At 36.9% G+C, this 26,993-nt stretch carries 29 protein-coding genes; 7 read left to right on the plus strand and 22 right to left on the minus strand.

Going from position 1 to position 26,993, the window contains the following annotated elements:
* Nucleotides 1-10 precede the first annotated feature (10 nt).
* Nucleotides 11-616 (minus strand): peroxiredoxin C, encoded by a 606-nt coding sequence (locus ACXAC4_RS12830; protein ID WP_130255311.1) that lies wholly within the window; start codon nt 614-616, stop codon nt 11-13.
* Between the two features lie 236 nt (nt 617-852).
* Nucleotides 853-1,566: a fatty acid metabolism transcriptional regulator FadR gene (gene fadR, locus ACXAC4_RS12835; RefSeq protein WP_138484067.1), complete on the minus strand. Its 714-nt coding sequence runs from the start codon at nt 1,564-1,566 to the stop codon at nt 853-855.
* Nucleotides 1,567-2,006: 440 nt separating this feature from the next.
* Here fadR and ACXAC4_RS12840 point away from each other — a divergent pair, with 440 nt between their 5' ends.
* The 3 genes from ACXAC4_RS12840 (at nt 2,007) to ACXAC4_RS12850 (ending at nt 2,685) form a co-directional block, all read left to right on the plus strand.
* Nucleotides 2,007-2,342, plus strand: coding sequence for a hypothetical protein (locus ACXAC4_RS12840; RefSeq protein ID WP_475162206.1), 336 nt, complete (start codon nt 2,007-2,009; stop codon nt 2,340-2,342).
* Between the two features lie 131 nt (nt 2,343-2,473).
* On the plus strand, nt 2,474-2,545 hold the full coding sequence (locus tag ACXAC4_RS12845) for an integrase core domain-containing protein (protein WP_475164125.1): 72 nt from the start codon (nt 2,474-2,476) through the stop codon (nt 2,543-2,545).
* 14 nt (nt 2,546-2,559) lie between these two features.
* Nucleotides 2,560-2,685 (plus strand): integrase core domain-containing protein, encoded by a 126-nt coding sequence (locus tag ACXAC4_RS12850; protein WP_475162210.1) that lies wholly within the window; start codon nt 2,560-2,562, stop codon nt 2,683-2,685.
* A 103-nt stretch (nt 2,686-2,788) separates the two neighbouring features.
* Here ACXAC4_RS12850 and ACXAC4_RS12855 read toward each other — a convergent pair whose 3' ends face one another.
* The 13 genes from ACXAC4_RS12855 to ACXAC4_RS12915 all read right to left on the minus strand — a co-directional run bounded on the left by ACXAC4_RS12855 (nt 2,789) and on the right by ACXAC4_RS12915 (nt 15,562).
* On the minus strand, nt 2,789-3,148 hold the full coding sequence (locus ACXAC4_RS12855; protein ID WP_475162213.1) for a DUF5992 family protein: 360 nt from the start codon (nt 3,146-3,148) through the stop codon (nt 2,789-2,791).
* Nucleotides 3,149-3,525: 377 nt separating this feature from the next.
* The gene (locus ACXAC4_RS12860) at nt 3,526-3,942 is read right to left on the minus strand and encodes a hypothetical protein (RefSeq protein ID WP_475162214.1); all 417 of its coding nucleotides are present in this window, start codon (nt 3,940-3,942) and stop codon (nt 3,526-3,528) included.
* Nucleotides 3,943-4,265: 323 nt separating this feature from the next.
* Complete coding sequence (locus ACXAC4_RS12865; protein ID WP_475162216.1) at nt 4,266-9,011, minus strand: RHS repeat domain-containing protein; 4,746 nt, start codon at nt 9,009-9,011, stop codon at nt 4,266-4,268.
* 8 nt (nt 9,012-9,019) lie between these two features.
* Nucleotides 9,020-9,487 (minus strand): hypothetical protein, encoded by a 468-nt coding sequence (locus tag ACXAC4_RS12870; RefSeq protein ID WP_475162218.1) that lies wholly within the window; start codon nt 9,485-9,487, stop codon nt 9,020-9,022.
* Nucleotides 9,488-9,597: 110 nt separating this feature from the next.
* Nucleotides 9,598-9,909 (minus strand): hypothetical protein, encoded by a 312-nt coding sequence (locus ACXAC4_RS12875; protein ID WP_475162219.1) that lies wholly within the window; start codon nt 9,907-9,909, stop codon nt 9,598-9,600.
* A 501-nt stretch (nt 9,910-10,410) separates the two neighbouring features.
* Entirely contained in the window at nt 10,411-10,740 is a 330-nt protein-coding gene (locus ACXAC4_RS12880; RefSeq protein WP_475162221.1) for an uS9 family ribosomal protein, read from the minus strand.
* Between the two features lie 60 nt (nt 10,741-10,800).
* Nucleotides 10,801-11,121 (minus strand): hypothetical protein, encoded by a 321-nt coding sequence (locus ACXAC4_RS12885; protein WP_475162223.1) that lies wholly within the window; start codon nt 11,119-11,121, stop codon nt 10,801-10,803.
* Nucleotide 11,122: 1 nt separating this feature from the next.
* A complete protein-coding gene (locus ACXAC4_RS12890) occupies nt 11,123-11,617 on the minus strand; it encodes a hypothetical protein (RefSeq protein ID WP_475162225.1) in 495 nt (164 codons plus the stop codon).
* Between the two features lie 290 nt (nt 11,618-11,907).
* Nucleotides 11,908-12,279, minus strand: a complete 372-nt coding sequence (locus ACXAC4_RS12895; protein WP_475162227.1) for a hypothetical protein — start codon at nt 12,277-12,279, stop codon at nt 11,908-11,910.
* 584 nt (nt 12,280-12,863) lie between these two features.
* Entirely contained in the window at nt 12,864-13,172 is a 309-nt protein-coding gene (locus ACXAC4_RS12900) for a hypothetical protein (RefSeq protein WP_475162230.1), read from the minus strand.
* 361 nt (nt 13,173-13,533) lie between these two features.
* Nucleotides 13,534-13,884: a hypothetical protein gene (locus ACXAC4_RS12905; protein WP_475162233.1), complete on the minus strand. Its 351-nt coding sequence runs from the start codon at nt 13,882-13,884 to the stop codon at nt 13,534-13,536.
* 17 nt (nt 13,885-13,901) lie between these two features.
* Nucleotides 13,902-14,237 (minus strand): hypothetical protein, encoded by a 336-nt coding sequence (locus ACXAC4_RS12910; RefSeq protein ID WP_475162238.1) that lies wholly within the window; start codon nt 14,235-14,237, stop codon nt 13,902-13,904.
* 434 nt (nt 14,238-14,671) lie between these two features.
* Nucleotides 14,672-15,562: a hypothetical protein gene (locus ACXAC4_RS12915; protein WP_475162240.1), complete on the minus strand. Its 891-nt coding sequence runs from the start codon at nt 15,560-15,562 to the stop codon at nt 14,672-14,674.
* A 201-nt stretch (nt 15,563-15,763) separates the two neighbouring features.
* Between ACXAC4_RS12915 and ACXAC4_RS12920 the strand changes: the two genes are divergently transcribed.
* Nucleotides 15,764-16,021 (plus strand): 5' nucleotidase, NT5C type, encoded by a 258-nt coding sequence (locus ACXAC4_RS12920; protein ID WP_475162246.1) that lies wholly within the window; start codon nt 15,764-15,766, stop codon nt 16,019-16,021.
* An 86-nt stretch (nt 16,022-16,107) separates the two neighbouring features.
* Here the strand turns inward: ACXAC4_RS12920 and ACXAC4_RS12925 are convergent, their stop codons facing one another.
* The 6 genes from ACXAC4_RS12925 to ACXAC4_RS12950 all read right to left on the minus strand — a co-directional run bounded on the left by ACXAC4_RS12925 (nt 16,108) and on the right by ACXAC4_RS12950 (nt 24,067).
* Nucleotides 16,108-16,431, minus strand: coding sequence for a hypothetical protein (locus ACXAC4_RS12925; protein WP_475162250.1), 324 nt, complete (start codon nt 16,429-16,431; stop codon nt 16,108-16,110).
* Nucleotides 16,418-18,652, minus strand: coding sequence for an RHS repeat-associated core domain-containing protein (locus tag ACXAC4_RS12930; protein WP_475162253.1), 2,235 nt, complete (start codon nt 18,650-18,652; stop codon nt 16,418-16,420). The genes ACXAC4_RS12925 and ACXAC4_RS12930 overlap by 14 nt, the downstream gene beginning before the upstream one ends.
* Nucleotides 18,653-18,662: 10 nt before the next feature.
* A complete protein-coding gene (locus ACXAC4_RS12935; RefSeq protein WP_475162259.1) occupies nt 18,663-22,676 on the minus strand; it encodes an RHS repeat domain-containing protein in 4,014 nt (1,337 codons plus the stop codon).
* A gap of 223 nt (nt 22,677-22,899) precedes the next feature.
* Nucleotides 22,900-23,217, minus strand: a complete 318-nt coding sequence (locus tag ACXAC4_RS12940) for a DUF5992 family protein (RefSeq protein ID WP_475162264.1) — start codon at nt 23,215-23,217, stop codon at nt 22,900-22,902.
* Nucleotides 23,218-23,268: 51 nt separating this feature from the next.
* The gene (locus ACXAC4_RS12945; protein WP_475162268.1) at nt 23,269-23,607 is read right to left on the minus strand and encodes a hypothetical protein; all 339 of its coding nucleotides are present in this window, start codon (nt 23,605-23,607) and stop codon (nt 23,269-23,271) included.
* 142 nt (nt 23,608-23,749) lie between these two features.
* Entirely contained in the window at nt 23,750-24,067 is a 318-nt protein-coding gene (locus ACXAC4_RS12950; protein ID WP_475162271.1) for a hypothetical protein, read from the minus strand.
* A gap of 319 nt (nt 24,068-24,386) precedes the next feature.
* Here ACXAC4_RS12950 and ACXAC4_RS12955 point away from each other — a divergent pair, with 319 nt between their 5' ends.
* The 3 genes from ACXAC4_RS12955 to ACXAC4_RS12965 all read left to right on the plus strand — a co-directional run bounded on the left by ACXAC4_RS12955 (nt 24,387) and on the right by ACXAC4_RS12965 (nt 26,640).
* Nucleotides 24,387-24,707: a hypothetical protein gene (locus tag ACXAC4_RS12955; RefSeq protein WP_475162274.1), complete on the plus strand. Its 321-nt coding sequence runs from the start codon at nt 24,387-24,389 to the stop codon at nt 24,705-24,707.
* 1,102 nt (nt 24,708-25,809) lie between these two features.
* Nucleotides 25,810-26,328 (plus strand): disulfide bond formation protein DsbB, encoded by a 519-nt coding sequence (gene dsbB / locus ACXAC4_RS12960; RefSeq protein ID WP_475162275.1) that lies wholly within the window; start codon nt 25,810-25,812, stop codon nt 26,326-26,328.
* A 6-nt stretch (nt 26,329-26,334) separates the two neighbouring features.
* Nucleotides 26,335-26,640 carry a DUF6170 family protein gene (locus ACXAC4_RS12965; protein WP_475162279.1) on the plus strand — a complete coding sequence of 102 codons (306 nt, stop codon included), beginning with the start codon at nt 26,335-26,337 and terminating at the stop codon, nt 26,638-26,640.
* A gap of 50 nt (nt 26,641-26,690) precedes the next feature.
* Here ACXAC4_RS12965 and ACXAC4_RS12970 read toward each other — a convergent pair whose 3' ends face one another.
* Nucleotides 26,691-26,987, minus strand: coding sequence for a ComEA family DNA-binding protein (locus tag ACXAC4_RS12970; protein ID WP_475162281.1), 297 nt, complete (start codon nt 26,985-26,987; stop codon nt 26,691-26,693).
* Between the last annotated feature and the right edge of the window lie 6 nt (nt 26,988-26,993).

A 26,993-nucleotide genomic window follows, 5' to 3' on the forward strand; every position in this document is an offset into this window, starting at 1 on the left:
AAGGGCTAAATTATAGCTCGCCTTCGTTCTCAGCTAGGAACTTAGCAACACCTTCTGGGCTTGCGTCCATACCTGATTTACCTTCAGTCCAACCTGCTGGACATACTTCACCGTGCTCTTCGTGGAACGCTAGTGCGTCAACCATGCGAAGCATTTCGTCGATGTTACGACCTAGAGGAAGATCGTTAACTACTTGGTGACGTACGTTACCTTCAGCGTCGATTAGGAATGAACCACGGAAAGCAACACCAGCTTCTGGGTGCTCAACGTCGTATGCTTGACAGATTTCGTGTTTAACGTCAGCAACTAAGTCGTATTTAACTGGACCAATACCACCTTCGTTTACTGGTGTGTTACGCCATGCGTTGTGTGAGAATTGAGAATCGATTGATACACCGATCACTTCAACACCACGCTTTTGGAACTCGTCGTAACGCTTGTCGAAAGCGATTAGCTCTGAAGGACAAACGAAAGTGAAGTCTAGTGGGTAAAAGAATACAACCGCTTTTTTACCTTTAATACGCTCGTGAAGGTTGTAACCATCAACGATCTCACCGTTACCTAATACTGCTGCTGCTGTAAAGTCAGGTGCCTTGCGGCCTACTAATACACCCATGGTTTTCTCCAATTAGTTAGGGTTATATCCAATGCAAAATGACAATATCAATTTGCTTTGACACTTATTATTGAGGCTAGTTATAAAAAAACAACCCCAATTAAAAATTTTCACAAGTTTATGGGGACACTCAAAAAATTGAAAATCAAATAAACCGATAGCTACAATCAGTTTTTTTGATTGTATAAACTATAGGCATAAAAAAAGCCCCTACGGGCTTTTTTCAATCATAGAGTTTAGTCCATGATATCTGATGGCATATCACCACGGATTTGCTGCCAAATTTCACCACTTTGATGACCATATTTTCTTAGTAAAGAAATTGAACCATCGAAGTCGCCTTTTTCAGCCAACGCTATAAGGTCTAAATAAAATTGCTTAGCCAGTGCGCGGGTACGTGGGTCTGAGAAATAATGACCACCAATCTTAGAGTAAAGGCCTTTAAAACCATTAAGCACCAAAACATAAATTCGGTTGTTACCTGCTAACGCTAGCTGATGGTGAACTTGATAGTCAAAATCTGCAAATGCCTGAGCGTTATCTTCTAAGTCTTTGCTCTTTTCAAGCGTTTCGATAACAGCCTGTGGATTTACTTTAATTGCCGCACGCGTATAAATTGCGCTGATGTTGGTACGTGCAGATAAAAGCTGATCAGTCAGTTCTGGCATTTTATCTTCATCAAGACGCGCTAGCGTCTCAAGAATATTTAAACCTGATGTTTCCCAGAAGTTATTTACGCGGGTTGGTTTACCATGTTGAATCGTCAACCAACCATCACGCGCTAAGCGCTGCAATACTTCACGTAACGTTGTGCGAGTTACGCCAATCAGCTCAGAGAGTTCTCTTTCAGCTGGTAAAATTGAACCTGGTGGAAATTCACCATTCCAAATTGATTCAACAATATATTCCTCAGCAAATCCCGCTGGGCTTTTAGCTTTAAAAATTCTCATCTAACACCGCTTTAATCTTGGCAACTGCAATTTAATCCACTGATTGTACCAGATGCTTTGCAACTAACAAGTAAAGAAATCGCCCTGTTTTTTGTGGTGAGTGACATTTAATTTGAGATTTTACGGCAGGTTGAGAATTTAGATATGTAACTAATGGGAATAAGGCTTTTATTAAATATTAAACAAAGATTAAGCTAAGAGTCGTTGGCCCAAGTTGTAACTTCAAGCGTAACTAGTTCCTGCTCTAAAAGTACTTGGACTAGTGACTAAAAAAGAGCTAAAAACGAACCTTCGTCGTTTTTTAGAAAGTCATTCCTTTCCCCATGACCATAAAAATGTTTTATATCATACCCTTATGATTAATGTTAAAATTGATTCAATGAGAAAACGAACCGTTCAACAGATATTAAATTGTTAGCAATAATCAAAAAGGACTACCTATGCGAAAAATATTACCTGCATTGATTTTATTATCTTTACCTTATACAGCCTCGGCAGTGGAGCGCACTGTAGAAACAACTATAAATATTCTACAATCCTACCCTGATTATGGTGGTGGTGATGTAATCTTTAAAGTTGATAACCCTTCGACAATTTGTAAGGGATATTGGTTATCTCCAAATACAAAGGGCTTTAATGCAAACTTAAGTATTGTTTTATCTGCCTATCATAGTTCGAGCAAATTAACGATTGATGGCCACCCAGAAGATATATACAAGTGGAGGGGGTCAGGGACTCACTATTGTAAACTTTACTCAATTAGACTAATCAAATAGCTGATAAGTTACTCAAACAGAAAAAAAACGCAGTCCCCCCTGTCAAAACAAAACAAATAAGAGCAAATAACCACCCTGAATTTACCTCAACGGTACTTGAAGTTTGGAAGACGTAAAACAATATCAAACTGGTGCTTATAAAACCTGGCAGCCCTTATCAAAATGGCTTTGTGGAAAGGTTTAACCAAAGTTACCGTGAATAGGACTACATTCATACTTGTTTGAGTCACTGCAAGAAGTACGCGAAATCACTGAAAAGTGGTTAGATATTTATAACTATGAGCGGCCTCATGATTCACTTGGCGATATGACGCCAATTAGTAGTTATCTTGAGGCTGACTAAAATTTTACAAAAAAACACTATTAAAATGGGAGTTGTTACAGTAACAACTTAAATAAGTGGCTGGCTATGAACCAATTTTATACAACCGCCTTCATTTCTTTTGTTATTTTGTATAAATGCCAATAAAGTTTGCACCACTGCACTCATTATTGGAATAGTTATGTATTCTAATCTTCTTACCACTCATTGCTGCAGCAAGTGCAATTGAAAATGCTTGGTTATAAGATTGCTCAGATTGGGATTTATTTGCAGGAAACTCAACTGAACCGTTAGCGCATGGGCCGGAGCCTCCCTCTAACTTCACGTAAAAAACATCTTTGTTACTACTAGAACTAGCAACTTCAGTAATTACAGCATTCCGAACCAGTTCTCCTGCACCACTACAGAATGGCAAAAAAAATAAAGTCGCACACAGTAAATTTTTCAAAAATATTCCTTTCAAACTAACAACTAAATAGTTCATAAACCATACACTTTTCCGAATAGTCTAACTTGAACAATGCGAGGAAATTATTATAACAACATTATTTTAATAATCCTTCTTTAATTTGGGCCCTAGTACTGGCATGGAAACTCAGTACAAGCTTTCACAAAAACGTTGGGAAAGGCTGAAATGCTGAAAGGGGATAGTAGAATTTTAGCTTTTGAGAAACGGCTTCAGTCCAAAACAAATTAGGTGCAAAATCCAATCACTTTCAACAGCGAGTCCAAACAAAGTCGCATCAGATCCAGTTTAAATTGGCAGGTCATTCCGAAGAAAATCAGCACATAAAAAAGCCGTTAACAAATGCGAGAAGAGCGCATTTGCCACCGACTTCATTTAGTGAACATTTATCCACTTTATTTAGGTTGGGTTGGTTTTAAACTTGATAATGCTTTAAACAAAACAAACAATATGATGAAAGCCATTATATTAAACATTAAATTAAAAGAGCCAATCGACCATGTAACCTCAAGTTTCGTACCAAAAACCAAACTAAACTCAAAGTTATCTGTTTTTAATCCAATGATTTGAAATCCATAAAGCCACAAACAGAATTTCAACATGAATAGCTTTTTTTTATATATCAAAAATGCAAAATAAACATTAAGAAACAGTAAAATAGATAAAAACAGGGTTGTTATATACTGAAAATCCAATTTAAATTCACTAAGAAAGCTGCTTATAACAGCTAAGCTCAAAAGTCCTATTAAGGAATTGAGCCCTATAATTATATAAGCAGCTCTAGTGAAGTTAGTGTGTTTTTCAAACATCATGTATTCACCTTAAAAAATAACTAAGCTACACTAGAGAACAAAAAGAAGCCGTCCATCCATAGTAAAGTATATAAGAATTCCAATTAGCATTAGAGCGACTCCAAAACCTCTAGCTTGAAATGTGTTTAGCTTAATGTTTTTTGAAACTTTTGGTGAATTATTAACAAATGTATTAACCCCCGAACTTCCTGCCTGCAACTGAAAACTTAGGCGTCCTGTTTTAAGCACATGCAAACCTAACAAGAATAAAACAAAAGCTAATAAATCATATTCATATATATTCAAAATTACCTCACCAAACACACATTTATAATTTGAACGTTTTACAGTTTATTTGTATCGACTTCTAATTCTACTTTGAGTACCCCTACATGTGCACCCAGTTTAACTTTTCCTGAAGTATTGGCAGAAGCAGGTCCTTTTGCTAAGGAAGCTTCTGCTTTCATTCCTTCAGTTTTTACATTAGTTTGATTTTGTCCTGCTACCATTAAAGCTTCAGCCTTCCCTAATTGTAACTTTACAACGTTAGAACCTGAATTATCGCTTAGCTCTGCTCCACCATCAGCAGCAAATTCAATACCTGAGCTGTTATCGCTACCAGACATGACAACTGATGCCGAAGCAGACAATCCAACACTTCCTTTGCCTACACCAGGTATGTTGTATTTAGCTTGACCTCCAGGGCCGACTCCAATTTTAAGTGTTGTTGCCTCTGCTAGCATAGTCAGACCAGGGTCTGATATTGGTGTTCCCGATGGTCCAACTCCTTTATCGTATGGTGTTAGCTGGAAACCAGGGATAGAGCTTCTTCCATCCGGATCTATATATTTATGAGGATTATTATTCGCATATGCATAACGATTGAACCCATGAACAGGTCCATTTCCAGTTTTGAAATGACCAATGGCGCTTACCGGATCATTCGAATAAAACCGCCCGATAACTGGATCATAGTATCGTGCCTGCATATAACTTAGGTTAATGTCTTTATCAAACTTATGGCCCGTATAACCAACATCATCTTTTGGCTCGTTTATGGTCTCACCAAATGGACGATAGTGCTGTCTGCTTTCAGCCAATGTTTGCGGCGCAACATCTCCATATTTTGCAACCAGCTTTTTACCTAGATAGATATAGTTTGTGCCATTACCTGAAGCGCTACCTTTTTCTCTGTACAGTAATGTACCGTCCTTACTGTACATTGAGTACTCAGCATGACCATCACTGTTTGTTTTCTTAACTCTACGGTTATGGCCATCATACAAGTAACTATTACCATTTGCTGACTTCATTTGATTCGCTAAATTATAACTTAAATCAAAACTGCCATTGTTCTTAACATTACCTCTGCCGTCGTAAGCAATGCTGTTATATTTACCTGAAATACCTGCAACACTCGTTAAACGATTTGTTGTGCCATCATAGGTATAAGACAGGTTGCGACCTTTAGATGTATAGGTTTCAATATTACCGATTGCATCATAAGTCATTAAAGAGTTGCCAATGTCAGCTCCCCCTGCAGTACTTATTAATCTATCTAAACCATCATAGGTTAAATTAGTAAGAGAATAAGTACTTTGTACGCCATTTGTGATTGACGTCACATTCATGTTGTTATCGTAGGTATAACTTAAATTGACAAGGTTAGTACTATTACGCTTATCCGTAATTGAACTAGGTAGCAGTGTTGTAGGGTCTAGTTCAGTTTTATGCGTGACACCATTGCCGTAGGTAAACGAGTTTATTTGGCCACTAGGGTAATAAACCGCGTCTTTGGCGAATACTTGATGTTCCTTAGAACCGACTTTATAAATTGCTTGTGTCGCTTCACCAAAGCCATTCGGCGCAAAATTGACGTACATACCATCAGGATAGGTAATAGACTTGCGGTGTTGTAATGCATTGTACTCGTAATCAACGCTGAGAGCGTTATTACTATCAATATACAACAACTCATCTTCTAACAAGTTTTGGTTGTTATAGTTGTAAACATGCTCAACATCACCAGACTTAATTGAAATCAAATTACCATTATTGTCATAACCATAGGTCACATTGGGTGTTGAATCAGGGTAAGTAACCGATTTGATTGTTCCCAAATTATCGTAGGCAAATGTAGTACTATTAGCAGGCTTTGTAGTGACACAATTAGTGTTGGTTACACCTTGTTTTTGCCAAACAACTTCACCGAGAGCGTTATGTTTTAACAGTGTATTGCCGATATCAGGTCGTTGAATCAAACAAAGTTGTTTGTTTGCGTCATACTTTCTCGTTTCTGTAACCGATTTACCATGACCTGATTGAGTAATACTGTGAACGAGTCCAAAAACATCTACGTTGATGTCTGTGGTTACGCCTTCAGGCGACTCTATCTTGGTTGCAACATCATAGCTTGGACTACCAAATGCTTGATATGTTGTCGTCGTTGAGTCTTTGTCATTCGAAGTATTTTTACCCGCATCAGTGACTCGAATACGGTTGCCACTCAAGTATTCATAAGTAACAAAGCCTAAACCGCTTGTGCTGACTTTTTCTTTTCTTCCTAGTGCATCAAAGACTGTCGTAACCCCCTTCGACTCAGTCGGGCTGTCACTTACTTGAGAAGTAAATGTTGGTAAGTTTCTATAGTCATAGGTAAAGTTCTGATATCGAGTGATATTATTTACTTTGTCGTTTAACGTGGTTGATTTAAGGCGAAGTAGACTGTCATAATTTTCAACAGTTTCAAAGCTTACATTATCGATACATGCAGTTCTGTCAGCGTTTAGAGTACAACGATTAATGGTGCGTGTATTTGTTGCATCATCCCAAACAAATTGCGTATCTTGCCAGTTACCAAAAGTACTATCGTTGGTTAAATCGATTGATGTTAATCGGCCAACTTTGTCGTAGGTGTAGTTTGTGGTTACACCATTTAAATCTGTGATGCTTTTTATCCAACCGTTGTCGTCAATTTGGCGACTGATTGTTAAAGAGCCTTCTTCATTTCTTTTTGGTAGCTTGATAGTTTGAGGCTCATTAAGTTTATAATCCTCAAACTCGATAAATGAATTATTTGCATTAAAGTTAACACGCTTCTCATTTCCTGATGGGTGGTAAGTTGCATATGTCTTTTTCAATTGCCCATAAACTGTAAGTTTATCTGTAACTTTAACGTCAACACCATTGAAGTTACTTGTTTTGAAACTGTATTGATATGCGATATTACTTGTATCATCGAGTATTGCTTCAGGACTTAATTGTACTTTACTGACTAAGTTTAATGCGTTTCTAGAAAGATCGTGTTCAAACTGCGCTTTGGTATGCTTTTCATTGGTACTAAAGCTATTAAACTCTTTAATGTAACTTGGTTCATCGTACTCGTTAAATGCATTAATCTGTTTTGTGAACACTGTATCTTGAGTACCATAATTCGTAACTTTTAACTCACTTAATCGAGCGTTTATATCTGCAGAATAATCTTTTTTCTGAGCATCAAAAGGCTTATCAGAGCGCTTAATATCAATATATGAATAATCGTTACCATAACTCTTAGAAAATGAATATTTATATTCTTCCCTTTGTATCAGAGTAGTTCCATTAAAGGTCTCTTTTTTCAACAGATTGTTAAAGCCAATACCGTAACGTCTATCTAGGTAGTATTTTGTAATATTACTATCTGGTCCTGTAACTGTGGTTACATTGTAGATATCATCATCTTGTGTAAATGAACCCGATTTTTGAGAATAAGCATAAGTCCATAAATAAGAGTCTCCACCTAGGAATTCTAACTCTTTTTTAGAGAGTGAAATAACTGGGTGCTCTGTTTTTATCCAATGGCCTAGTATGTGTTCAGGTTCACCATTTAAACCTTGAATTCTAATTTTTGGAACATTAATTACTGAGGTGCAACGTCCTACTGTATGGAACTTAGCTCTGCTGCCTTGCGGATGTTTTATATCAATATAGACCCCATTGGCATACCCTTGAGCGATACAGCTATCGCCGAAAGTTCGAGTTGTAGGAGGGCCTTCAAACTTACTCGCTAAGTGGGGATGAGAATAGTTCCATTCTTGAGTGTTAGGTAATACAACTTTTTCCAAAACCTTTTTACTCGCCTGGTTTTTGTATCCATAAGTCCAGTTCTGACTAGCTTTTGTTACTGATGAGATCAAGTTATCTTTCCAAGTTAGACTGACCGTTTGCCCATCAGATGTTGTGATAGAGGTTAATTTTTCTCCTTCAAAATTGAAGTTAATGAAATTGCCAAACTTATCTTCTACTCTTGATGCCATTAAAAATACGTTGTATTTCTTAACATCAGTTTGTGTTGGGTAAGTTACTACATTTTCACCTGGTAGCTCAGGTTCACAGAATTCTCTACATGGAGTCATGCTGGTCGGCGTCAATTGGTAAGTTTGGCTATCTTCAACCGTTTTTAATACATCTAAGTAATATGTAATGCCCTGTTTGTCGGTAATTTTAAAACCTTCAGGCTTGTTTTTGCTAACAATACACTCTATTTTATGGTGATCTTTTGTATATTTAGTTACCCCTGAACCTTGCAACAACTTTACAGATTTTTGATTAGGAAGGTGTAATACGTCACCATTCCAATAATCATCAGGCTGCCAGCTCCAATAGGTCCCTCCTGAATTGTGACTGATTGTTGGGTTACTGTTCAGTCTTGTGGTACAGGCCTTACCTACAGCCCAATATGCACCATGGTGATCACCATTATAATCCTTTGCATATGATGATCTGATACGAGGTATATCTAAACTCCAAGTTCCAAATTCACCTGTTTGTAAAAACCACTCACCAGGTTGATCTAATATTCTTGCGAAGTTGAAACTTAGACCGCCATTAACGTTAATTGTAAAATCTGTTTGAACAATTGAAAGAGAACCTGTTGCAGTATCTATCTGATCTCCCATCAACTCAGTTGTTAATGTGCTAACTTTGGTATCTTTCTTGTTATAGTCTGTATAATGAAAATTATAGTCTGGAAGCGCATACTCTACTGCTTCGGCATAAAAACAAATTAATACTACAAAAGCACAAAGTGCTTTATTAAAATGTTGTAACATACTTTTTATTATTCCTTTGTACTTTCGGCTACAGGACTACCTAGTAGGTCTGTATGAATAAAAATAACTTTTTTATTAAAAGCATAACTTCTTGAAGCGATACCTGTTCCTTTACAAGAGTTATAATTACATGCTGTTATTCTTAACTGAAAATAGTCATTAAATGAACTGTCAATTGTAACTTGGTTTGAATTGACAACCTTTAAGTCAACCCATTGTCCTGCGCTGTTTAAACCTTGCACTAGGTATTTACTTGCATGCTTTATATCATCCCAAAGAAATGAAACTGTATTACCGCTAACAACTTTACGGATATTGCTAGGTGACGGAAACGTTCCGTTAGGAATTAATGGAATAACAAATGATATGCCACCATTACTAATTGGTATCCAAGTAGTTTCAGCATAAGAGCTGCTTGAATATCCAATAATCAAAGAAGAAATAATGGGTAATAGAACCCTTTTTTTCAGAATCAATGTACTCTCCATTTTTTAACGAGCTCTCTGTTTTGAAAATCTTAAAGTTGCTGTGAGACCAAGATGAAAACCGTCAATTTTAAATTAACCCCTTTGTTTTACGATATGATCTATTTCAAAATCCGAATCATGTCGGGTATGGTGCCGTAATCAGTTTTATTACACTCATATCCGTTAGGGTAACGAATAACTAAACTTTTATTTGTCGCTAGCGCCTGCTGGACTACCGATAAATAAGCATTTATAAAACTTCCGGTGTTATTGGTTATTTTCTTCCAGTGCTCTGAGCCCGTGCTTGTTTTTAACAAAACTAAAGTACCAGTCTTCTCTACCTGTACAGCTTTGACTTCGGTAAAAGAGCAATCCTTGGCCTGAGCTGTAGTGCTAATTGCAACCATTATGGTGAATATTAATCTTTTCATTTTGTATCTTTATAGTTAGTACAGTAATTAACAGAACAATGGTTATATTTTTAAAATATCGCCCCTTGCACTTAAATTAGAAACAGCATTAAATCGACTTTCTATCTTTGTATACGAAAGTGATATAACCCCATTTCTTGTAGGTTGACCCAATCCCCGCTAGGGCACACACCATTGCTTTTATTAAACCATAAGGTCACTGTTTTCTTAGCTGTCATAGCTACTAAAAAAGAACTGTATAAAGACTTACAGTACTCAATATCTGATGTTTTGCCGTTAAGATGACATATACCAGAATTAGTTACATGCAAGGGGGTTGAACTTACGCCTGTAAATGATGCATAAAGTCTAGAGTTTCTATCTATTTGAATGTTAAAAATCTCACCTTTGCATGCAACATTTTTAGCCTGAGTGTCGAAGCTAATTATTAAAGTAATCGCTAATAACAGCTTACATAGGTTACTTTTCATTTCGTCTCTACCTATTCCTTAATATATTTCGTTAAAAAAGAACTTTATGAATTCGACACAAGCCTGAAGCGTTCTTACTTTTATCAGTTTGTATCGTAACTTTACCGCCAGATACCTTGGCTGTGAGTAAACTGCTATAAACTATGTCTTTGTTAGAAGCATTATGTTGTAAATAGTAAGTCAGACCACAACCATTTGGAGTGACAGAACCATTATCTAAAATGACCCAAACTCCATAAGTATCATTTCCATTTACCCATATTTGTATATTACTTACTTTTCCAGATGCATTAGCCCATGTACTCGCATTAGAACCAAAAGAAATGATTAAAGTGAGCAATACAATTAAAAAAATTTTCATTATATTCCTTTTTTGTTTTTTAAGTTTTGCCATAAAGTATCTGACAGTTTGTAATCAGATTTAATTATTTGACTTTAAGAACATCCCTTCAATACCCACTGTACCCTCAGGTCCGTTACATGAACCTTGAGAGTCATAGACTGTTAGCGTTTGTTCTGTCGTCTTTGCTAAGATAGTTAGACTCATCCAGTCTTGATGCCTGTTATGAGTTGTTGACCAACCGAACCAACCTTCTCGATTACCACATGTTCCGTAACCTTTACCAATATGAATTGCCACACGGTCTTCGAATACTCGTATTTCAGTAACTTTGTTAGTGAATGTCGCTGAGTAGCATAAAGAAGATATTGGTAGTAAAAGTAGTAAGACTAACTTTTTCATATTACAGTCCTTTTTCTAGTTTATTTATTAAACTATGCCAGAAAGCATCTGACGTTTTTAAATCATCAAACTTAATTATTTCAAGTTCAACAGTGACGAATTTAATGGCACTATTTTCTTCTATTTTTATAATCAAGCTTGTGTTTACTGAGTCTTCGTCGTTTTTTACAGCAGTAAACTTAAGCTGTGAAAAGCTAAAACTCACAGCTTTAGGAAAATAACCTTGCAGTAGCAAAGAAATGTTCTTTATATGCTTGGCTTTGTATATTTCAATTTGTTTATGAAAGTCTTTCGCTATGCCTTGGTCTATTGCTATACCTACAGCAAGCCCGGTAGCACCAAGTGCACCGACCAACATCGGCCCTGCATTTGTTCCCTTTCCTATATAAGTTGCTTTTGGAATTTCAGGGCTAAAAAATGTTGTAACTCTTGATTTGGAACAACCGGTAATAATGAAGATTACGATAGGCAGAAGTAATAATATTTTTAAATTCATGATGAGTGCGGATAAAAGACTTAATATCTAGGTTTAAATAAAATTGTGACTAGGACACCTAAAAAAAGTGAAAATTTGTACCTTTATTTGGGCAAGCAATATTAAACTACATAAAGTCTATGAGGAAGGGCTTTGTTTAATAAATAGAGTGAGTTACAACATAAATTTATTAATAAGCTAAACTAATAAAGATTAACCTCAGTTAGTTCACCTTTTATATTCATTGCAACCCACTGACTACATCACACTTTAAGTTTATATACTTAGTAGTGAAAATCTTGTCTCCCTACTTAATTAGTAATCCATAAATCTCGAATCACTGGAAATGTATGATTTGGACCCCAGAAGTAATTTGTGCCACAACCACTAGACCAATATCCAACTTTTTTACCTTGAGCATGAGCAGCCATAACCGTAGCAGCCATTTCTTTGAAGTGAGTCAAACTACTCTTAATATGCACTTTCGTCGTCACATTACAATTTCCAGGGTTCTGCGGTGCGGGTTCAGATAACCAAACAATCATTCCACCATTACTTCCTAGAAATTGATATTTATCTATACCAATACCTGTACCAAGTGGATTTAGGTACCCTTTTGCATGTGCACTTGATGCATACACAAAGAGTATAAACACTGCTAATAGTGTTTTATTTTTAAGCATATGTATAAGATTTCCTTTTGAGATATTTAATGACTCAATTTAAAATTTACCTGATTATCTATTAGCTATATAAAGACTAGTAACTTTCCATACAAACACTTAAAGTAACAATCGGCTAAATTATCTATGAGCCTTTCAATTTTAACACCTCGAACTTTAAACATAAATACACTAAGTAACCATGCAGTTCATAAACTTAATCTTAAATTGGTATTAGAACAATTGAGATCAAGGATTGCTCTTTGCAACAGCTCGACTTTCAGTTGAGTAGTGCACTCCAAACTCTATTTCTATTTCATCCACTGTATAATGAACGTCTAAATAAGCACGACCTATAGCTGACTTAGCCCCATCAGATTTAATAATGCGATAGTTGCGCTTTCACAAAAGCTACATAAGAGCGTATAACGGACTTGGATAATTTTTATAATTCACTAACAAAGAGGTGCATCTGTTAGTGAATTGTTGCCCCCAAACAGCCCCCTCAAGCACTGCTTGCAATTAACGAAATTATTACACCAATAACTACCCAGAGAAACCCCAAAAGAAATGTTACGACTACTAACTGTTTTCTTTTTCGCGTTTTAGTTATTTGTAATGCTCAATATGGTAATTGGCTTCAAGTTAGCATTACCACACCACATAGGGACAGGTTTACCAGGAAAGAAGTTACCTGTCTTTTTCCCCGTTGCCAAAAGCGTCAGCGCCATTGAATATAAATGATCGAATTTTTGCTCTCCTACAGCAGCTTTTTGTACAAGATACCACTCTTGGTTATCCATTTTTAAAGCGAAATCAGAGCCACAGTAAAATATCTGCTCAACCTTTCTTCCAGTTTCAGAAAAACAATTAAATGAGGTTAAAACCAGGAGCATTAAAATTATTTTTTTCATGTAAATTTTCCTAAATATTAATAAACTTCACTAATCATGAATAACAATATAATTAATGTCCTCTCCATCTTGTGCATGTATTTGCCCCGTTAATTGTCACTTTTCTCTTTGCAAGTTTCGCACTTAATAACTGACTAAACTGGGACTTGCCATAAGTAGCGTTTTCGTCTTTTATGAGCCAATACTTATTCGTTGCACAACTAGGTTTTGACCTAATCGTGGATGAGTCTGATAGCTCCACAAGATGCAATCCATTTGAGCGAGCATACAAAGTATCAATATAACCTACGTGAGAACCGGCAATGGACTGGAACGACAATAAAACTAAAATAAAAGCAAACAACTTCATTCTAATAACTCCTTATTTAATCATTGGGCCAAAGTACCACCCGGTCAAATTCTGCCAGGGTGTATGGCTTTTTTGAGAGCAGTCTTTACCATCATTAAACCAAAACTTGACTTCTTTACTCGCCATTTGTGCAGCAAGTAGGCTAGAGTAAATCACCTTACAACTTTCAGGGGAAATATTGTTTGAGGTATGAGTTATTGAGCATAACTTTGGCCAATTCAGTGGCCCAATCTTTTCCGCAAGCAAAGCCCCTGTTCTTGGATCTATACTCAATCCCTGCACCTTGCCTTCACAAGTGTAGTTAGCAAAACTCAATGGGGAATAGAAGAATATTGACATCATAAAAAGTAATAAAAAACGCATCTATTTATAACTCCATCCTAACTTTGAAAATTGATATTTAATCTATTTATATAACAACCTTTATCGCTGCTATCGAAGTTTATTGTTAATTTCTTTTGCATCGCACCTGCAGAAAGAGCAACAGATAAGAAGTTTTTTACTGCGTCTTTTGTTACACCATTTTTGCCTTCAACTACGTGATAGTATTTTGGGTTAGACGGGTTTTGACAGCTAGGATGATCATTATCAAATGTAATAATAAAACCACCACTTGATATAGGATAAACTGTTCTAACTTTTCCACTATGCCAAGTAGCAGCGGCTTGACTGCTAAAGCTCACAGTGCAAAAAAACAATAGCATGAACTTTTTCATTTACTTCTCCTTGCAATATTTTTGGCCCTGAATTCTATACTCAACCCTTATCAAAATAAACATATGAATGTATTAAGTTTTTTAGCACCAATAAATAGAGAGGTTAGAAAAGACTTTGACTCTGATTGGGATGTATTGAGAAATCCAAAACTTTCCTTTAGTTGGCCAAAAATTACTGCATCAGAGCCGGTGCAAAATCCAATCACTTTCAGCAGCGAGTCCAAACAAAGTCAGCATCAGATCCAAAGTAAATTAGCAAACTATTCCACTTAAATTCAGCATAGGAAGGTGCAATAAAATTAAAAAGGTCTACAGCATTAAATGAGTTAATAATAGCTAAATTTAGGCGTTAGGATTAAGGTGGGTATCGCTTGAAGTTTTAAGTACCTTACTGCAACAATGTATGCTTCAGCAAGATACTATTATGATTGCTTTTAATCATAGAACTCAGATTGATTTTCTCTAAACACCCAACGCAAATTATCTTGGCTAGCAGGCATTAGTTCTGTTTTATTAAGCGACAGCAATCTTTGTCCGGCACTTCGAACGATAGACTCTGGTAAAAAATCACCGTACACAAACTCGGGGTTATGATTTTCTAACTGCTGATAAACGGTGTAAGCATTATCAACGGGAATAAAGCAAATCTGGCATTCATTTCCCTTGGTGCTGATAAACACTCGAAACTCATGGCCTCGCATCATCCCTATATTTAGCTGCTCATATTCTGTTAGATTACCGATAAATTGGTGAATAGAGCACACATTGATATCCCTTAAAGCTGCTTTTGCTTCATCATAAAGAACTTCCCAATCTTCTGCTTGATAAACTGATTTGGAGTAGACTTGCATGTTTTTGTTGAAAGTAGCCAGAAACATTTGCCAATTGGGCAATAAGGGTTTGAATGATTGGCTCTTAACCAAGCAAGCAGCTTGAAGTGGCGGAAAATCTCTTAATTGATATGGCAGACGCTTGACTGAATAAAATAGATGGTTAGGATTTGCTAATAGTGACATATGTTGCATTATTGATATGACTTCGTACTCTCTTGATGTATTCCCCATATTCATTGCGCTATCATCAAATAAGTCAAAATGATCATTGTGATATTCAACCAGAAATGCAAGATAACAATCACGGCCGCCACCTGGTCTTCCTTCTAAAGCAAAAGCATAAATGTTGCGTATGGATTCTTCCATATCAACAGCGTCACGAATGATCTGAATTATGGCATCTTTTGAACCGTAGGTGGTACGGGGTAGTTTTTGTCTTACAACAGTTGCATTGGTGTTAGCTAACACCAACTCTATTGCTGGTATGTTCATATTTTTTCCTTAGCACATTGGCAACCAGCCAAAGCATTATTAAGTAAAATTGTGTTGCGCCATCAGTACTCTGAAAAGCACTTGATCAAAATATCAACATTTAAAAACAGGGGCAATACTAAATTTATTGCCTAGCGTTTTCGAGTTTTAAAAATGCGCCGCAAAGTATGAGGCTTTAAATTCAACCTTGAGTGGGTATCTGTGTTTTTTAATTCTTTGTCGTATACAGAAAAAAGACTTTGGGTCGAAGATAAATTCGGTTACGAAATGACCCACAATCTAATCATTTGCAGTCACAAAGGTTTACTGAAAGGCGATGTATTGATTGACGACCACGCCAGCGGTAGAGGCCAAGAATTCTTTGAAGGGCAACTCATTCACTTTGGACATGAAGAGTATCCTAATTGGGAAATCATATTAACCCACTTGCTCGAAGTAATTAAACCTATTACTGAGTAAAGATAATTTAAAACTGAATACCCTCCTGAAAATAAAAAGCCCCGCGTGTGAAGTTGCGCGAGGCTTTGGATTACATCATACAATTCTTAAAACGGCCCCGACATAAGATTTAGCATCGTAGTAAAAACAGTAATCGGAGCAATCGAGACTATAGCTGTTATTAACACAAACTTTGTTAATTTCTTACCTTTCACCTTTAGAGCCAATCCTAAAATAACAGCAATCAAGGAACAAATGACAGCAGGCACACCATATGTAGCAATTGGATAGCCTGTGTATTTTGCTACGGTGTCAGCCAATAATTGAAGATAATAAAATACTCCAATAAAAACTATAATCTCAAAGACAATGAGTCTGAGTTTATAGTTTCCGTTATTGGTTTCCGAAACCTGGATATTATTGGTCTTCATTTGTCTTTCGATCTCCATGTAGATCTGGGTTCATTCCTTTGGGGTCAAAACTTTCTGGAATCTTGCCGCCAGCCCCATTAATTAGGTTTCGTGTCGTAGTATTGCAATTGCCTTCTCCTGGGTCACTAGGAAAAGCTGAGTAATCTAGAGAATCGCTCTCTATCATAGACTGACCTTGTTCTAGTACAGCTTGATCAAATTGTTCTTGGGTCATCCCCTCTGGCGGCGATATCGTAGTTTTACCAATAAATTTATGCTTGGCTTGGTCACTAGAGTGATTCTTTGAAACTTGATTTTTCCCGTCAACTTTGTGACTACTAAAAATCGTTTCTGTCCCATCTGATTGAGTTACCTTAGTATAAGTATGAACACCTGCGCCACCTAAAATTGGAGTTTTTAGTGGTCGTGCTACTACTTCAACTTTCCTACCATCAGGATCAACATACTTGTAAGGGTTGTTATTTGCATATGCGTAACGATTAAACCCGTGAATACCTCCAGCACCGCCTAAATGCTCTATAGCTCCAACCGGATCATTCGAATAAAACCGCCCTATGACTGGATCATAGTATCGTGCCTGCATATAAGTTAACCCTATATCCTTATCGTGGATATGCCCTGTATACCCGATACCACCTCGGGCTGCTCCAATTTTATTACCATATGGTTCGTAGGTGATACGTGAGAGTTCTGTCCCGCTTGAGTTTGTTTCGGCAACCACCGACCCCAAATTGTCCGTATGTTGATACCTCACTATTTCATTGGTAACAATATATCCAGCAACACTATCTGGGCTACAAACATTAGAGGCATTACATGCACTGACTGTTACGGTAAACTCACCTACGCCTACTTCAGAAAGCGTAAATTGGGTATCAAAAGTAGTATAGGTGTATACATTGCCATCTTCGTCGGTTAACTTAACAATATAATAATATGCGTCACTGTGAGCGCTCCAACTAACTTGCCCCTCACCATTATCAAAGCTAAAGCTATTAATTGACACACTTGTTACAACAGGAATGAATATGGTGATCTCTCCTGCTATTGGTATGAGTTTTACCTTACCGTCTAGCGCATTTGGATATCTAACGGTCACAAGTCTCGATGTTTTCCAACTACTGCATCCAGCCCTATTACAAGCTCTTATACGGTAATAATACTGCCCATCAAATTCGATAAAGTAACTATATTCCGTGTTAGAAATATTAAGTGAATTTCCCCAACTCCCTCCATTGATTTGCTCTTCAACTTGGTAATACGTTGCTGTATTAGATACACTCCAAGAGAGGTCAAAAATGCCATTTATAACAGTGTCTGAGGGTACGGTAATTGTGCTTACTTGGTCAGGCGGCAAAAATACATTTACCTTAGTTGAGTTTTTCCAAATACTACATGTTGTGTTGCGACACGCTTTTACTCGATAGAAAAAATCACCGTTGACTGACTTACTCACTTGCTTACGTGTGTTGGCGCCACTATAAACTTGTTTCCAAGCACCTGTATCACCTTGCTTCTCTTCTACGGTATAACTGGTTGCTGTACTGACCGATGACCACGAAACCGTATAAGTGCCATCATAGTTTTCAACCGTTGGAGTGTTAATTTGAGCAGGTGCATATAAGATGTCAACTGGGCTAGAGTATGCATAGTCGCCATTGAAGTTAGCCACTTTAGCACTGACTCTAAATCGATATTCACCACTGCCCCCTCCAGTAATCTCATGACTCGTCTCTGTCGTGACGGTTACGTCTATCCAGGCACCATTAACACTACTTTGTTGTTGAAGTTTATAGCCAGTAGCCCCTGGTACAGATGACCAAGAAAGGTTGATATTATTGCCACTTTTGTTCGCTGTTAGAGTGCTGGGAGTAAGGATAACGTAGTAGGTGTCTGAGTGATTTGTTATAGCACCACTACAAACTGTTCTAAGTTCCCACAATCGGTCTTTTCCATTCCACGCCTCGACCTGAATACATTCTTTTAGTTGATACCGGTAAATGCCAGTCGTCCTTTCTCTGGCTAAATATTCGTGCGACGCTGAGAACGTTTTTTGAGTCCATGCCTCATCATTTTTCTTTTCATAAAATAGTGAGCCATGGTTAGAGTTTTGTGATTTAACTGTATAGTTACCATCTTTAGAAATAATGTTTTCACCAAACGCTTTTACACTTATAAGAGCAAGTAAAAATATGACATACACGTATTTGAATAATTTCATAGTGCGCTCCTTATAACTTGTCTACTTCAACAATTAACATATTGTTAAGGTACACGCTGTCAGTCGACACATTATCCGCAGATAAGCGGTGTAAAATCGTGCCGCTTTGGCTGTAAAAATAGTAACTATTTCCAGTACTAGTTTGCTTTTTCACTCTGCGGTTATGGCCATCATATGTATAGTTGTTTTGCCCTGCGGTTTCCATTTGTTGGGCGTAGTTGTAGGTAAACTCATGCTTGCCGTTATTGGTTACATTGCCTTTTGTGTCATAAATAAAACTATAAATTGTATCGTTTCCATTTTTGACCCTGAACAACTGGTTTGAAGCATTATATTCGTAATCCAATGCTTGATTATTGATATTCATGGTTTCGATGTTGCCTAACCCATCATAAGTAAAGCTCCCCTTACCCCATGGACCACTTGCACTTAGCAACCTGTTACTCCTGTCGTATTTGAATCCTTTTACTTCATTCGCCAGATTTACATAATCTTTTATACTGTTAGTGTTATCGTTGCTGTCGTAGCTGTACTCAAAATGATTTATATCTTTCTTCCCTAACGTATCATGTATTTTTTCAGTACGTTGCGAGTCGTCTAGAGAAACCTGACGCACTATGCCATTACCGTAAGTAAACTTTTTAATAGCTCCGTCTGGATAATATTCAATATCCCTTGCATATGGACCAGCTTTGCTTGGGTAACCAAATGCATCAGGGGCATAATCAATCTTTCTGTTTGATGGGTAAGTAATTGAAGATAAGTGGCCAAGTGCATTGTAGCTTCGCTTTGAGGCAAAGGTCTTACCATCTACAGATAGGTTTTCATGCTCTAACAAATTTAATGTATTGTAACGATATTCCCAACTAGCTTTGCCGTGCTTTAAGCCCGCTAAATTACCTAAAGCGTCATAACTGTACTGTTTACTAGGTGTATCATCAGAGTAGCTTTCTTGAGACAACATACCTAGGTTGTTATAGGTATTTATTTGTCGTGTGGCAGGAGCCGTATCGGGCTCACATCCATCTTTGACCGTTTCGTCAAAGCTTGTACTTAGCCAAGCAACCTGCCTTTGGCTATTGTAACCAAAAATCATTTTGCCAGTTTCAGGGCGCGTAGTTTTACATAAGCGTTGTTTTGCATCGTAGAAGCGACTTTCAGTTATAGTCCCTTGCTTTATTGATTTTGCCTGTTCAAATATATTGTATGTTAGCGTTGTGTCGCTAGAGTCTTGCGCATCAATGTAAGTAGGTTTGTCATATATCGGCTGACCATAAGCGAGGTATTTTGTCGTTACTGTATTTCCGTTTGGATCTGTCACTCTAATACTGTTATCAGACTTGTAACTATATGCGGTGGTGCTGGAGTCGGTGTTACGTGACACAGTCTTTAATCTGCCCAATGCATCATAACTATTGATTGTCCCACTGGTCAGTGGCAAGCTTCCACCTACAAAAGACGTAAACTTATTTTGGTTTTCAGCATTATATGTAAACTTTTGGTACTGTTTAAAACTTGGGTTATTTGAATCTTCGGTAATGGTTAACACTCGGCGTAACATGCCGTCATAGTAAGTGTGTTTTTTGAAGGCTCCTTTTGTATAAGTAGACTTTAACTGACCCACTTTAACACCACTATTTGCAACGTCATCGTTTATAGCATTTACGACTGTATAGCTGATACTAGCGTCGTGCCATTTAGTGTCGCTATAATTTATACCTGTAAGCCAGCCAACACTATTGTATGTGTAGGATATTTTATGGCCCTTAAAATCAGTTGCACTTTTTAACGTACCGTCACTGTTAACCTCAAACTTGGCTATTAAAGTATTTTGTGTACTTTCATTGGCGGTATCACATCCATTTTTTTTAGCACACGGATAGGTAATTTTTTGTGGTATTCCCCTCATATATTGTTCAAACTTTTCGTAACGATTGCTACCGGCATAGTCAATCTTATCTAACGTACCGTCAGCATAGTAGGTTGATGTACTAATTAGGTCACCAAACAGCTTATACTTATAAGGTTGAAAATTTTCGTTGTACGTTGTCTCTTTGTATAAAATTGCATTTTCGACAGTGCTGCCAATATATAAGGTCGTCGGCAAATTTAATTGCCAGTTATTTAAGTCGTGCGTGTAGTTGTTTAGTGTGTACCTGACATCTGTTCCATACTGTTGTTTTTGTCTTTCTACTGCACCGTAAGTATTGTAAAGCTCAATGTCTGTTAGATAGGTACTTGAGGCTTCGCCCGTCTCATCATCATACAACGTGATAGAAGTTGTTTTAGGGTTTTTATTTTCAACTAGCAGATGGCAATTAATATCGGTACCAAGACCAGATTCGAAATTTTTACTGTCAGACTCTGCTATTTTACTGCCTGACTCTGAGTTTATACTGCCTGACAAGGGGCATTTTACATCCTCATATCTATGTGGCTCACTTATATACGTATACTGAGTTTTCTTAAGCGGTACACTTGCCCTTGAATAAACGGTTTCGTGTAACAAGTTACCCTCTTGAGGTCCCAACCAACGGTTAAATACTCTCTCTTCGACAGTGTTCGGACCGGTTACTGTTACTCTTTGCGTAGCCTTTGCAGGGTCTGGTTCAGGGAAACTAGGAAACACATCAGGTTTATAATGGTCTGGATACTTTTCATCAAAGTTTTCGATTTCAAAATCCCAAACGTATTCTTCATTTAAAGTATTTACTCTCTTCCTAGTGATTGCAACAGTGGGCATACGGCTGAGACACGTATCGCTATAACAAGACGTATCTGTAACAGTGCTACAACGCTTAGCCTCTGGAACTATTAGGCCGTCCCAATAAACACAATAGGTCCAAGCTGCATATCTATAGCCAAGGCGATGCAACCAACCTAGGTCAAAGGTATATTCAGCTTTACCGTTGTAAGGGTGCTTAACTGTGAAATGATGCGGCCCTTTACCAAAATTAGGAAGAGACGGTGCGTCAACATTTTTTGGAAGATTAAAACGCAATTCTCCTGTGTATTCCCAATAATTGTTATCTGGTAACTCAACTTTTTGAAGCCTGTCACCATCATAGGTATATGCCCATGTTTTACCATTAGTAGTTACAGTTTTAATTTTCTGTGTATATACATAATATTCTGAAGTAGTAGGGTAATGAGTAAAGTCTATGCGTCTTCCATCAGAAGCATGTATATAGTTTAAAACTTGTTTTTCACCTTTTTTTGTATACGAATATGTAACACTATTGCCGTGTTTATCTTCAATTTTTGACACTAAATAGGAGACGTAATTAGTAAAAGCATATGCAGGCTCTTTTTCATTAGTACCCGGCAAAGGCACACTAAACTGAGTAGTTGGAGCGGACTGAATATTTCGCTTATCAAAAGTATATTTATGCCCTTGGGGCGACTTGGCTATAAAATAGTCTCCATTACATTCAAATATCCATTTGCTCTTTGTATAATAATTCGCTGAGCTTGGTACAAAGTCTGGCTTACTCTTTGGCTTTACCTTGTATATAGTTTCTTTATTGCCACTCACATCGGTAAAGCTAATACCATCAAAGTAAGTATTCCAAGGGATTAGATATTTTTCTAAAGTGTCGTCATAGACTGTATCAGGTACATTCAACCCGCATACCATCTGGCTATCATCAGCCACACGCGCTTGAACTTTAGGAATATTAAACGCCCAATCACCAAAAGGAGAGCTATTTCTAAGGTTTGCAGAACCGCTTCCGCTAGGCGTGCTTACCGGTCTTAGGGTTCGTGAAACCATAACTGGTAATGTGTCGTTACCAGGGACTTTAACGTCAGTAATATTAAAAGTAATACTACCTGAGTAGTAATCGATTCGTTCACCAGCAAACTGATGTGTTAGCGGCTGTAAATCTTCCTGAACCTTTGCCCTCTCCTGATAGTTTTGATATGCAGAGGGAATTGTAAGCTCAAAGGCGCTAGTCACTGTTGTAAAAGTAGTCACAACAGCTCCGATAGCACTTAAGCATTTACCTTTCAAAGAGCGAGTCATTTTTTATCCTTTATAATTTAGCTTTAACGTTTAAGTTAGGCGCTTCTTATTGGTAAGTGGACCTATAGAAAAGCTTGGTTCCTTAGCATATAAATTTGTAAAAAAGCGCCGTCTTATTACTGAGATAAACGTAAAGTATGTTTTCGTGACATTGATGAGGTACGTGTATCTAGTTGTCAAAAAAACACAAACCTCCGTTTCACCCATTATTTCCAACTTAAATCTAGTGTCTTAGAGTTATGTATACAGCCGTTTTACAATCATTGCTTTTATAGTTGTGTACTCTTACTTTTGAACCTGTACTAAAAGCAGTTAGCGCCATAGAAAACGCTCTGTCATGAACGGATTTAGACTTTGCACTTGCGAGAGGGAATTGAATAGTTTTATTGGCGCAAGGCCCAACACCACCTTGTACTATAATTTCAAAAAGATCTTCATTAGCAGCGGTATTTCTCACTTCGATTATTCTTGCGTTCTCAACTATATCGCCAGCCATCGAAAAGAAAGGTGTAAAAATAAGAGGTAAAAGTAAAAACTTCAAAATAAATCCTTTATGAAATTTAATAAGAATGAACAGAAATCGTTTTTGTTATTAGAAATCTACTTCCAGCTTAGTTATCTTCTGTCGCCCATATAAACATTCATTCGAACCTGTCGACACCCAAATTGTGACAGATTTAGATGATGAAGCAGCGGTTAATAAAGCAGAATAAATTTGATTGTATGACACTGAACTTTCATGAATTGCGTAAAAATCTGATGTACCGCAAGTACTATTTTTCTTTTGAATTGGAGTGCTAGGCTTTACGTAGGTAACTCCTGTAGCTGAACTAATTCTTATTGAATCAACTGTAAACTTACTCACAACTACATCGTTTGAAAAAGCAAATGTAGACAAACTTAATAAAAATAATGCTATTATTTTTTTCATTTTAATCCTTAAAATAGAGTCAACTTTACGAACGCTTTATTTTAAATCTTATAATTTGTCGTCCGTAAGTTAAAAGCATAGGTAATAAAATTAGGTATCTATCACTGCAACTAAAACCTTCTATTACTAAAAGTACACTTAACTATTTTGCTAAGTAACTAACATAAGCAGTATTAACAGTTTGTCCCCACGGGCTACTACTACATTTATTAGACCAAAAACCTATTTTTTCACCTGTTGTGTATGCCGTTAAGGCCATGCTATACATCTCTTTAAAGCCAGCGGAGTCTTTATCAAGTTTAACAACTCCACTTCTGCCACAATTTTTAGGATTCTTCATTTCAGAATTAAATATATAAACATGCCCAAGCTCAACCTGAATGCCTTTTATCTGAAATGAACCAACATTTCCTGAAGCAAAAAAGGGAAGTAACAACATTAGGAATAAAATCTTTTTCATTTATCACCAACAAAATTAAAAATAAAAAACCAATATTATTACAAAATTGCAACCCAGTCACTTTTTAGGTACATTTCTCTTTTTATAATCAGAAGTATGAAATTGAGGTTTATTATTGTCTTGGTTCGCTGTATTTATCTTTGTTAAAGAATTTCATCCTATCTTTAGAATGTCAGTAGCTCAGATTTATAACGTCCTAGCTTAGAGGATTTATTCAATAAATAGCCAAGAACGGTACTACTATAACATTTCAGATAAAACTAAAGTATTACCACCATGTGTTTATACAAAAACATTACCACTTACAGTAAGAGTAAAAATGAAAAAATTATTAACAACTATATTCGCAATGTTATCGTTCGTATTTTCGAACAGTACTCTAGCTACGACAACCTCAGAAGTCGTACCAAAAAACCTACATATATATAGCGCTTCTGGCAGTACTTATGTTGATTTAACCCCTGCAGGCTGCTCGCGTTCTCGTTATTATCTTGATCCTAAACACGTAAAATACGACGCAATCTTTGCAATTTTACTTGCCGCCCAAACCGCTGGTAAAAAAGTACAAGTTCGCTTTGATAAGTGCGTTAATGGTTCAAACCCACAAGGTAATATTGTTGGTGTTTACCTTAAAGGATAAGCCTATAAAAATTGGGTTATGTTGAGGAGTTAAATAATCAAAAATCAACCCAAAAGGGTTAAAAATGAAAAAGTGATCTGCTTTAATCAAACAGGACACTTTTTAATGGAATATAATCCAATGATTAAGGTATGAAATGACAAAACCACAGAAAAGTTACTTTATATCTGGAAAGCTCAGTTTGAAGCAGAGCAATCTAGAACCAGTTTTAGTGCAGATACCAATTATTATGGTAGACCGACTGTTGTAAATCTCAGAAATTTGATTGATGAAAAAGAAAACTCGAAGGTTTTACCATCTCACAACTAAGTTGAACTCGGGAATAAGTAATAATTTCAATACCTTGTAAGTGGTTATGAAAAACCTATAACAGGTTTCTCATAATCACTTACAATGTACAATTTAGTGCTAAATTAATTAAGACAAACCCACATTAGAGCACCTCACCTTCACTGTATAATTGCAAAACCAAATCATTAAAACCTATAAATGATTAACACTAAAACCTAGTGTATCAAACAAGCAAAGTAGCATGAGGGCAGTTTTGAAGCGCGGATTTATTCTCGAAGTAACTAAAGGTTTGGGTATGCGGGCGGCATCTGCTCTAAAGGCAATCTTTCTAATAGCAGCAAAACCAATTCACGCTGAAAGTATGTTAAAAACTATTGACCTTGGTCAGCAAACAAACGTAGCATGCTCGTCTGCGTAATTTAGTACAACGCCAATTAAAAACACTTTTAAAAGAGCTTGGTTAAAATTATTTAAATAAATCTCAGTTTTAGTGCCAAAGTGAGTAAAAAATCTCAAGTTGAGTGGCAAAATTAAAAAGTGACAATTTTTTAAGTCACTGAGAAGAGATAAAAGAGTCTGCCTGAGATTCTCAAGTTAAGTGGCAGTCACCATTACAATTCATTTTTTGTTCTACTGGTTAAGTAAAATTTACCAACTACCGTTAATTCTTGCAGCTAGTAACCTCTGTCAGCATAATACCCACAACATAATTCAGTTTCGCAGCATTTAGGTTCACTAACCTTGAAAAATTGAACCTATTTGTAATGCAAGTTATCTGATAGCTAACTTAATATAACAATAAGAGAATCTTATGAACTGGTTGAACACCCTTCCAACTTCTAGAAAAGCGTGGGGCCTGTTGGCACTGACAGCATTTTTACTTGAAGTCACGGCTTTATATTTTCAATACGCTATGGGCTTAGAGCCTTGTATCATGTGTATTTATCAAAGAACGGCTGTGCTAGGTGTGTTTGCAGCAGGTCTTATTGGTTTTATTTCCCCAAGTAACGGTATTTTCCGTGGTATTGGCGCTACAACATGGGGCGTAAGTAGTATTTGGGGTTATATGTTGGCAAAAGAGCATTTAAATATGCAAACCACCACTGATCCATTTGCGTTCACTTGCGATATAGTTCCTAACTTCCCTGAGTTTATGCCATTACATGAGTGGATCCCGGCGTTTTTTGCCGCAACCGGTGATTGTGGCAGCATAGACTGGCAGTTTGTTGGTTTAAGCATGCCTGGCTGGATGGAAGTCATTTTCGCGTTATATGCGATCAGCTTCTTAGTTGTTGTACCTTTTATTCTTTGGTCTTTAGTAAAAAAGTAAAATTAAATGCATTTTAATCTTCGCAATATTGAGCAGTTAAAGCCGTACAAGCTTCGTGATAAGCAACAAATCATCGCAATAGCTTTGAGTCACTTAGAAGCCCCTGAAAAAGTGTTATTAGGCTGCTGTAAGCTCGCCATCCTGATGCCATTTTTTATTTCTTTGGCTTATTTTGAAGGCTGGTATTTACTACCACCTTTGTTGCTGGCAGGTATTTTATACCCTCTTCTCACTACGCCACTGGAAATTGCATTTACCAAAAGCAAACTGAATGATGCCATTGCGGAGTTTGAAAAGCAGAACCAAAACTAAAAAAGGGCGATTGCGCCCTTTTTTTAATTTTTCATCTGAGAATTTAAAGCTTAAAACTTTACCTTCCCTTCTAACTTCACGACGATACTTTTACCAACCCCTTTAACAGCCATTAGGGAGTTAAGGTCGTCAAAAGGTCCATTTTGCTCGCGGAAACTAACAATGGCCATCGCCTTGCCTTTTCCGATCCCTGGCAATTTTACAAGCTCTTCGAGAGAAGCTTCATTAATATTAATTGTCTGATGAATTTCAGATTGAATTTCTTGTGACGCTTGTTGCTGTGCAGATTCTGCTAATACAGATGGTGCAACAAACAAACTAGTGGCTAAAAGTAATGCTTTGATCATATTTCC

This window comes from Pseudoalteromonas sp. AWM4_233 (genome assembly GCF_056158285.1).

What these genes read in the sequence shown, in the direction of transcription:
- ACXAC4_RS12830 (WP_130255311.1), bottom strand. Translation starts at nt 616, where the DNA reads ATGGGTGTATTAGTAGGCCGCAAGGCACCTGACTTTACAGCAGCAGCA.
- fadR (WP_138484067.1), bottom strand. Translation starts at nt 1,566, where the DNA reads ATGAGAATTTTTAAAGCTAAAAGCCCAGCGGGATTTGCTGAGGAATAT.
- ACXAC4_RS12840 (WP_475162206.1), top strand. Translation starts at nt 2,007, where the DNA reads ATGCGAAAAATATTACCTGCATTGATTTTATTATCTTTACCTTATACA.
- ACXAC4_RS12855 (WP_475162213.1), bottom strand. Translation starts at nt 3,148, where the DNA reads ATGAACTATTTAGTTGTTAGTTTGAAAGGAATATTTTTGAAAAATTTA.
- ACXAC4_RS12860 (WP_475162214.1), bottom strand. Translation starts at nt 3,942, where the DNA reads ATGATGTTTGAAAAACACACTAACTTCACTAGAGCTGCTTATATAATT.
- ACXAC4_RS12865 (WP_475162216.1), bottom strand. Translation starts at nt 9,011, where the DNA reads ATGTTACAACATTTTAATAAAGCACTTTGTGCTTTTGTAGTATTAATT.
- ACXAC4_RS12875 (WP_475162219.1), bottom strand. Translation starts at nt 9,909, where the DNA reads ATGAAAAGATTAATATTCACCATAATGGTTGCAATTAGCACTACAGCT.
- ACXAC4_RS12880 (WP_475162221.1), bottom strand. Translation starts at nt 10,740, where the DNA reads ATGAAAATTTTTTTAATTGTATTGCTCACTTTAATCATTTCTTTTGGT.
- ACXAC4_RS12885 (WP_475162223.1), bottom strand. Translation starts at nt 11,121, where the DNA reads ATGAAAAAGTTAGTCTTACTACTTTTACTACCAATATCTTCTTTATGC.
- ACXAC4_RS12890 (WP_475162225.1), bottom strand. Translation starts at nt 11,617, where the DNA reads ATGAATTTAAAAATATTATTACTTCTGCCTATCGTAATCTTCATTATT.
- ACXAC4_RS12895 (WP_475162227.1), bottom strand. Translation starts at nt 12,279, where the DNA reads ATGCTTAAAAATAAAACACTATTAGCAGTGTTTATACTCTTTGTGTAT.
- ACXAC4_RS12900 (WP_475162230.1), bottom strand. Translation starts at nt 13,172, where the DNA reads ATGAAAAAAATAATTTTAATGCTCCTGGTTTTAACCTCATTTAATTGT.
- ACXAC4_RS12905 (WP_475162233.1), bottom strand. Translation starts at nt 13,884, where the DNA reads ATGCGTTTTTTATTACTTTTTATGATGTCAATATTCTTCTATTCCCCA.
- ACXAC4_RS12910 (WP_475162238.1), bottom strand. Translation starts at nt 14,237, where the DNA reads ATGAAAAAGTTCATGCTATTGTTTTTTTGCACTGTGAGCTTTAGCAGT.
- ACXAC4_RS12915 (WP_475162240.1), bottom strand. Translation starts at nt 15,562, where the DNA reads ATGAACATACCAGCAATAGAGTTGGTGTTAGCTAACACCAATGCAACT.
- ACXAC4_RS12925 (WP_475162250.1), bottom strand. Translation starts at nt 16,431, where the DNA reads ATGAAGACCAATAATATCCAGGTTTCGGAAACCAATAACGGAAACTAT.
- ACXAC4_RS12930 (WP_475162253.1), bottom strand. Translation starts at nt 18,652, where the DNA reads ATGAAATTATTCAAATACGTGTATGTCATATTTTTACTTGCTCTTATA.
- ACXAC4_RS12935 (WP_475162259.1), bottom strand. Translation starts at nt 22,676, where the DNA reads ATGACTCGCTCTTTGAAAGGTAAATGCTTAAGTGCTATCGGAGCTGTT.
- ACXAC4_RS12945 (WP_475162268.1), bottom strand. Translation starts at nt 23,607, where the DNA reads ATGAAAAAAATAATAGCATTATTTTTATTAAGTTTGTCTACATTTGCT.
- ACXAC4_RS12950 (WP_475162271.1), bottom strand. Translation starts at nt 24,067, where the DNA reads ATGAAAAAGATTTTATTCCTAATGTTGTTACTTCCCTTTTTTGCTTCA.
- ACXAC4_RS12955 (WP_475162274.1), top strand. Translation starts at nt 24,387, where the DNA reads ATGAAAAAATTATTAACAACTATATTCGCAATGTTATCGTTCGTATTT.
- dsbB (WP_475162275.1), top strand. Translation starts at nt 25,810, where the DNA reads ATGAACTGGTTGAACACCCTTCCAACTTCTAGAAAAGCGTGGGGCCTG.
- ACXAC4_RS12965 (WP_475162279.1), top strand. Translation starts at nt 26,335, where the DNA reads ATGCATTTTAATCTTCGCAATATTGAGCAGTTAAAGCCGTACAAGCTT.
- ACXAC4_RS12970 (WP_475162281.1), bottom strand. Translation starts at nt 26,987, where the DNA reads ATGATCAAAGCATTACTTTTAGCCACTAGTTTGTTTGTTGCACCATCT.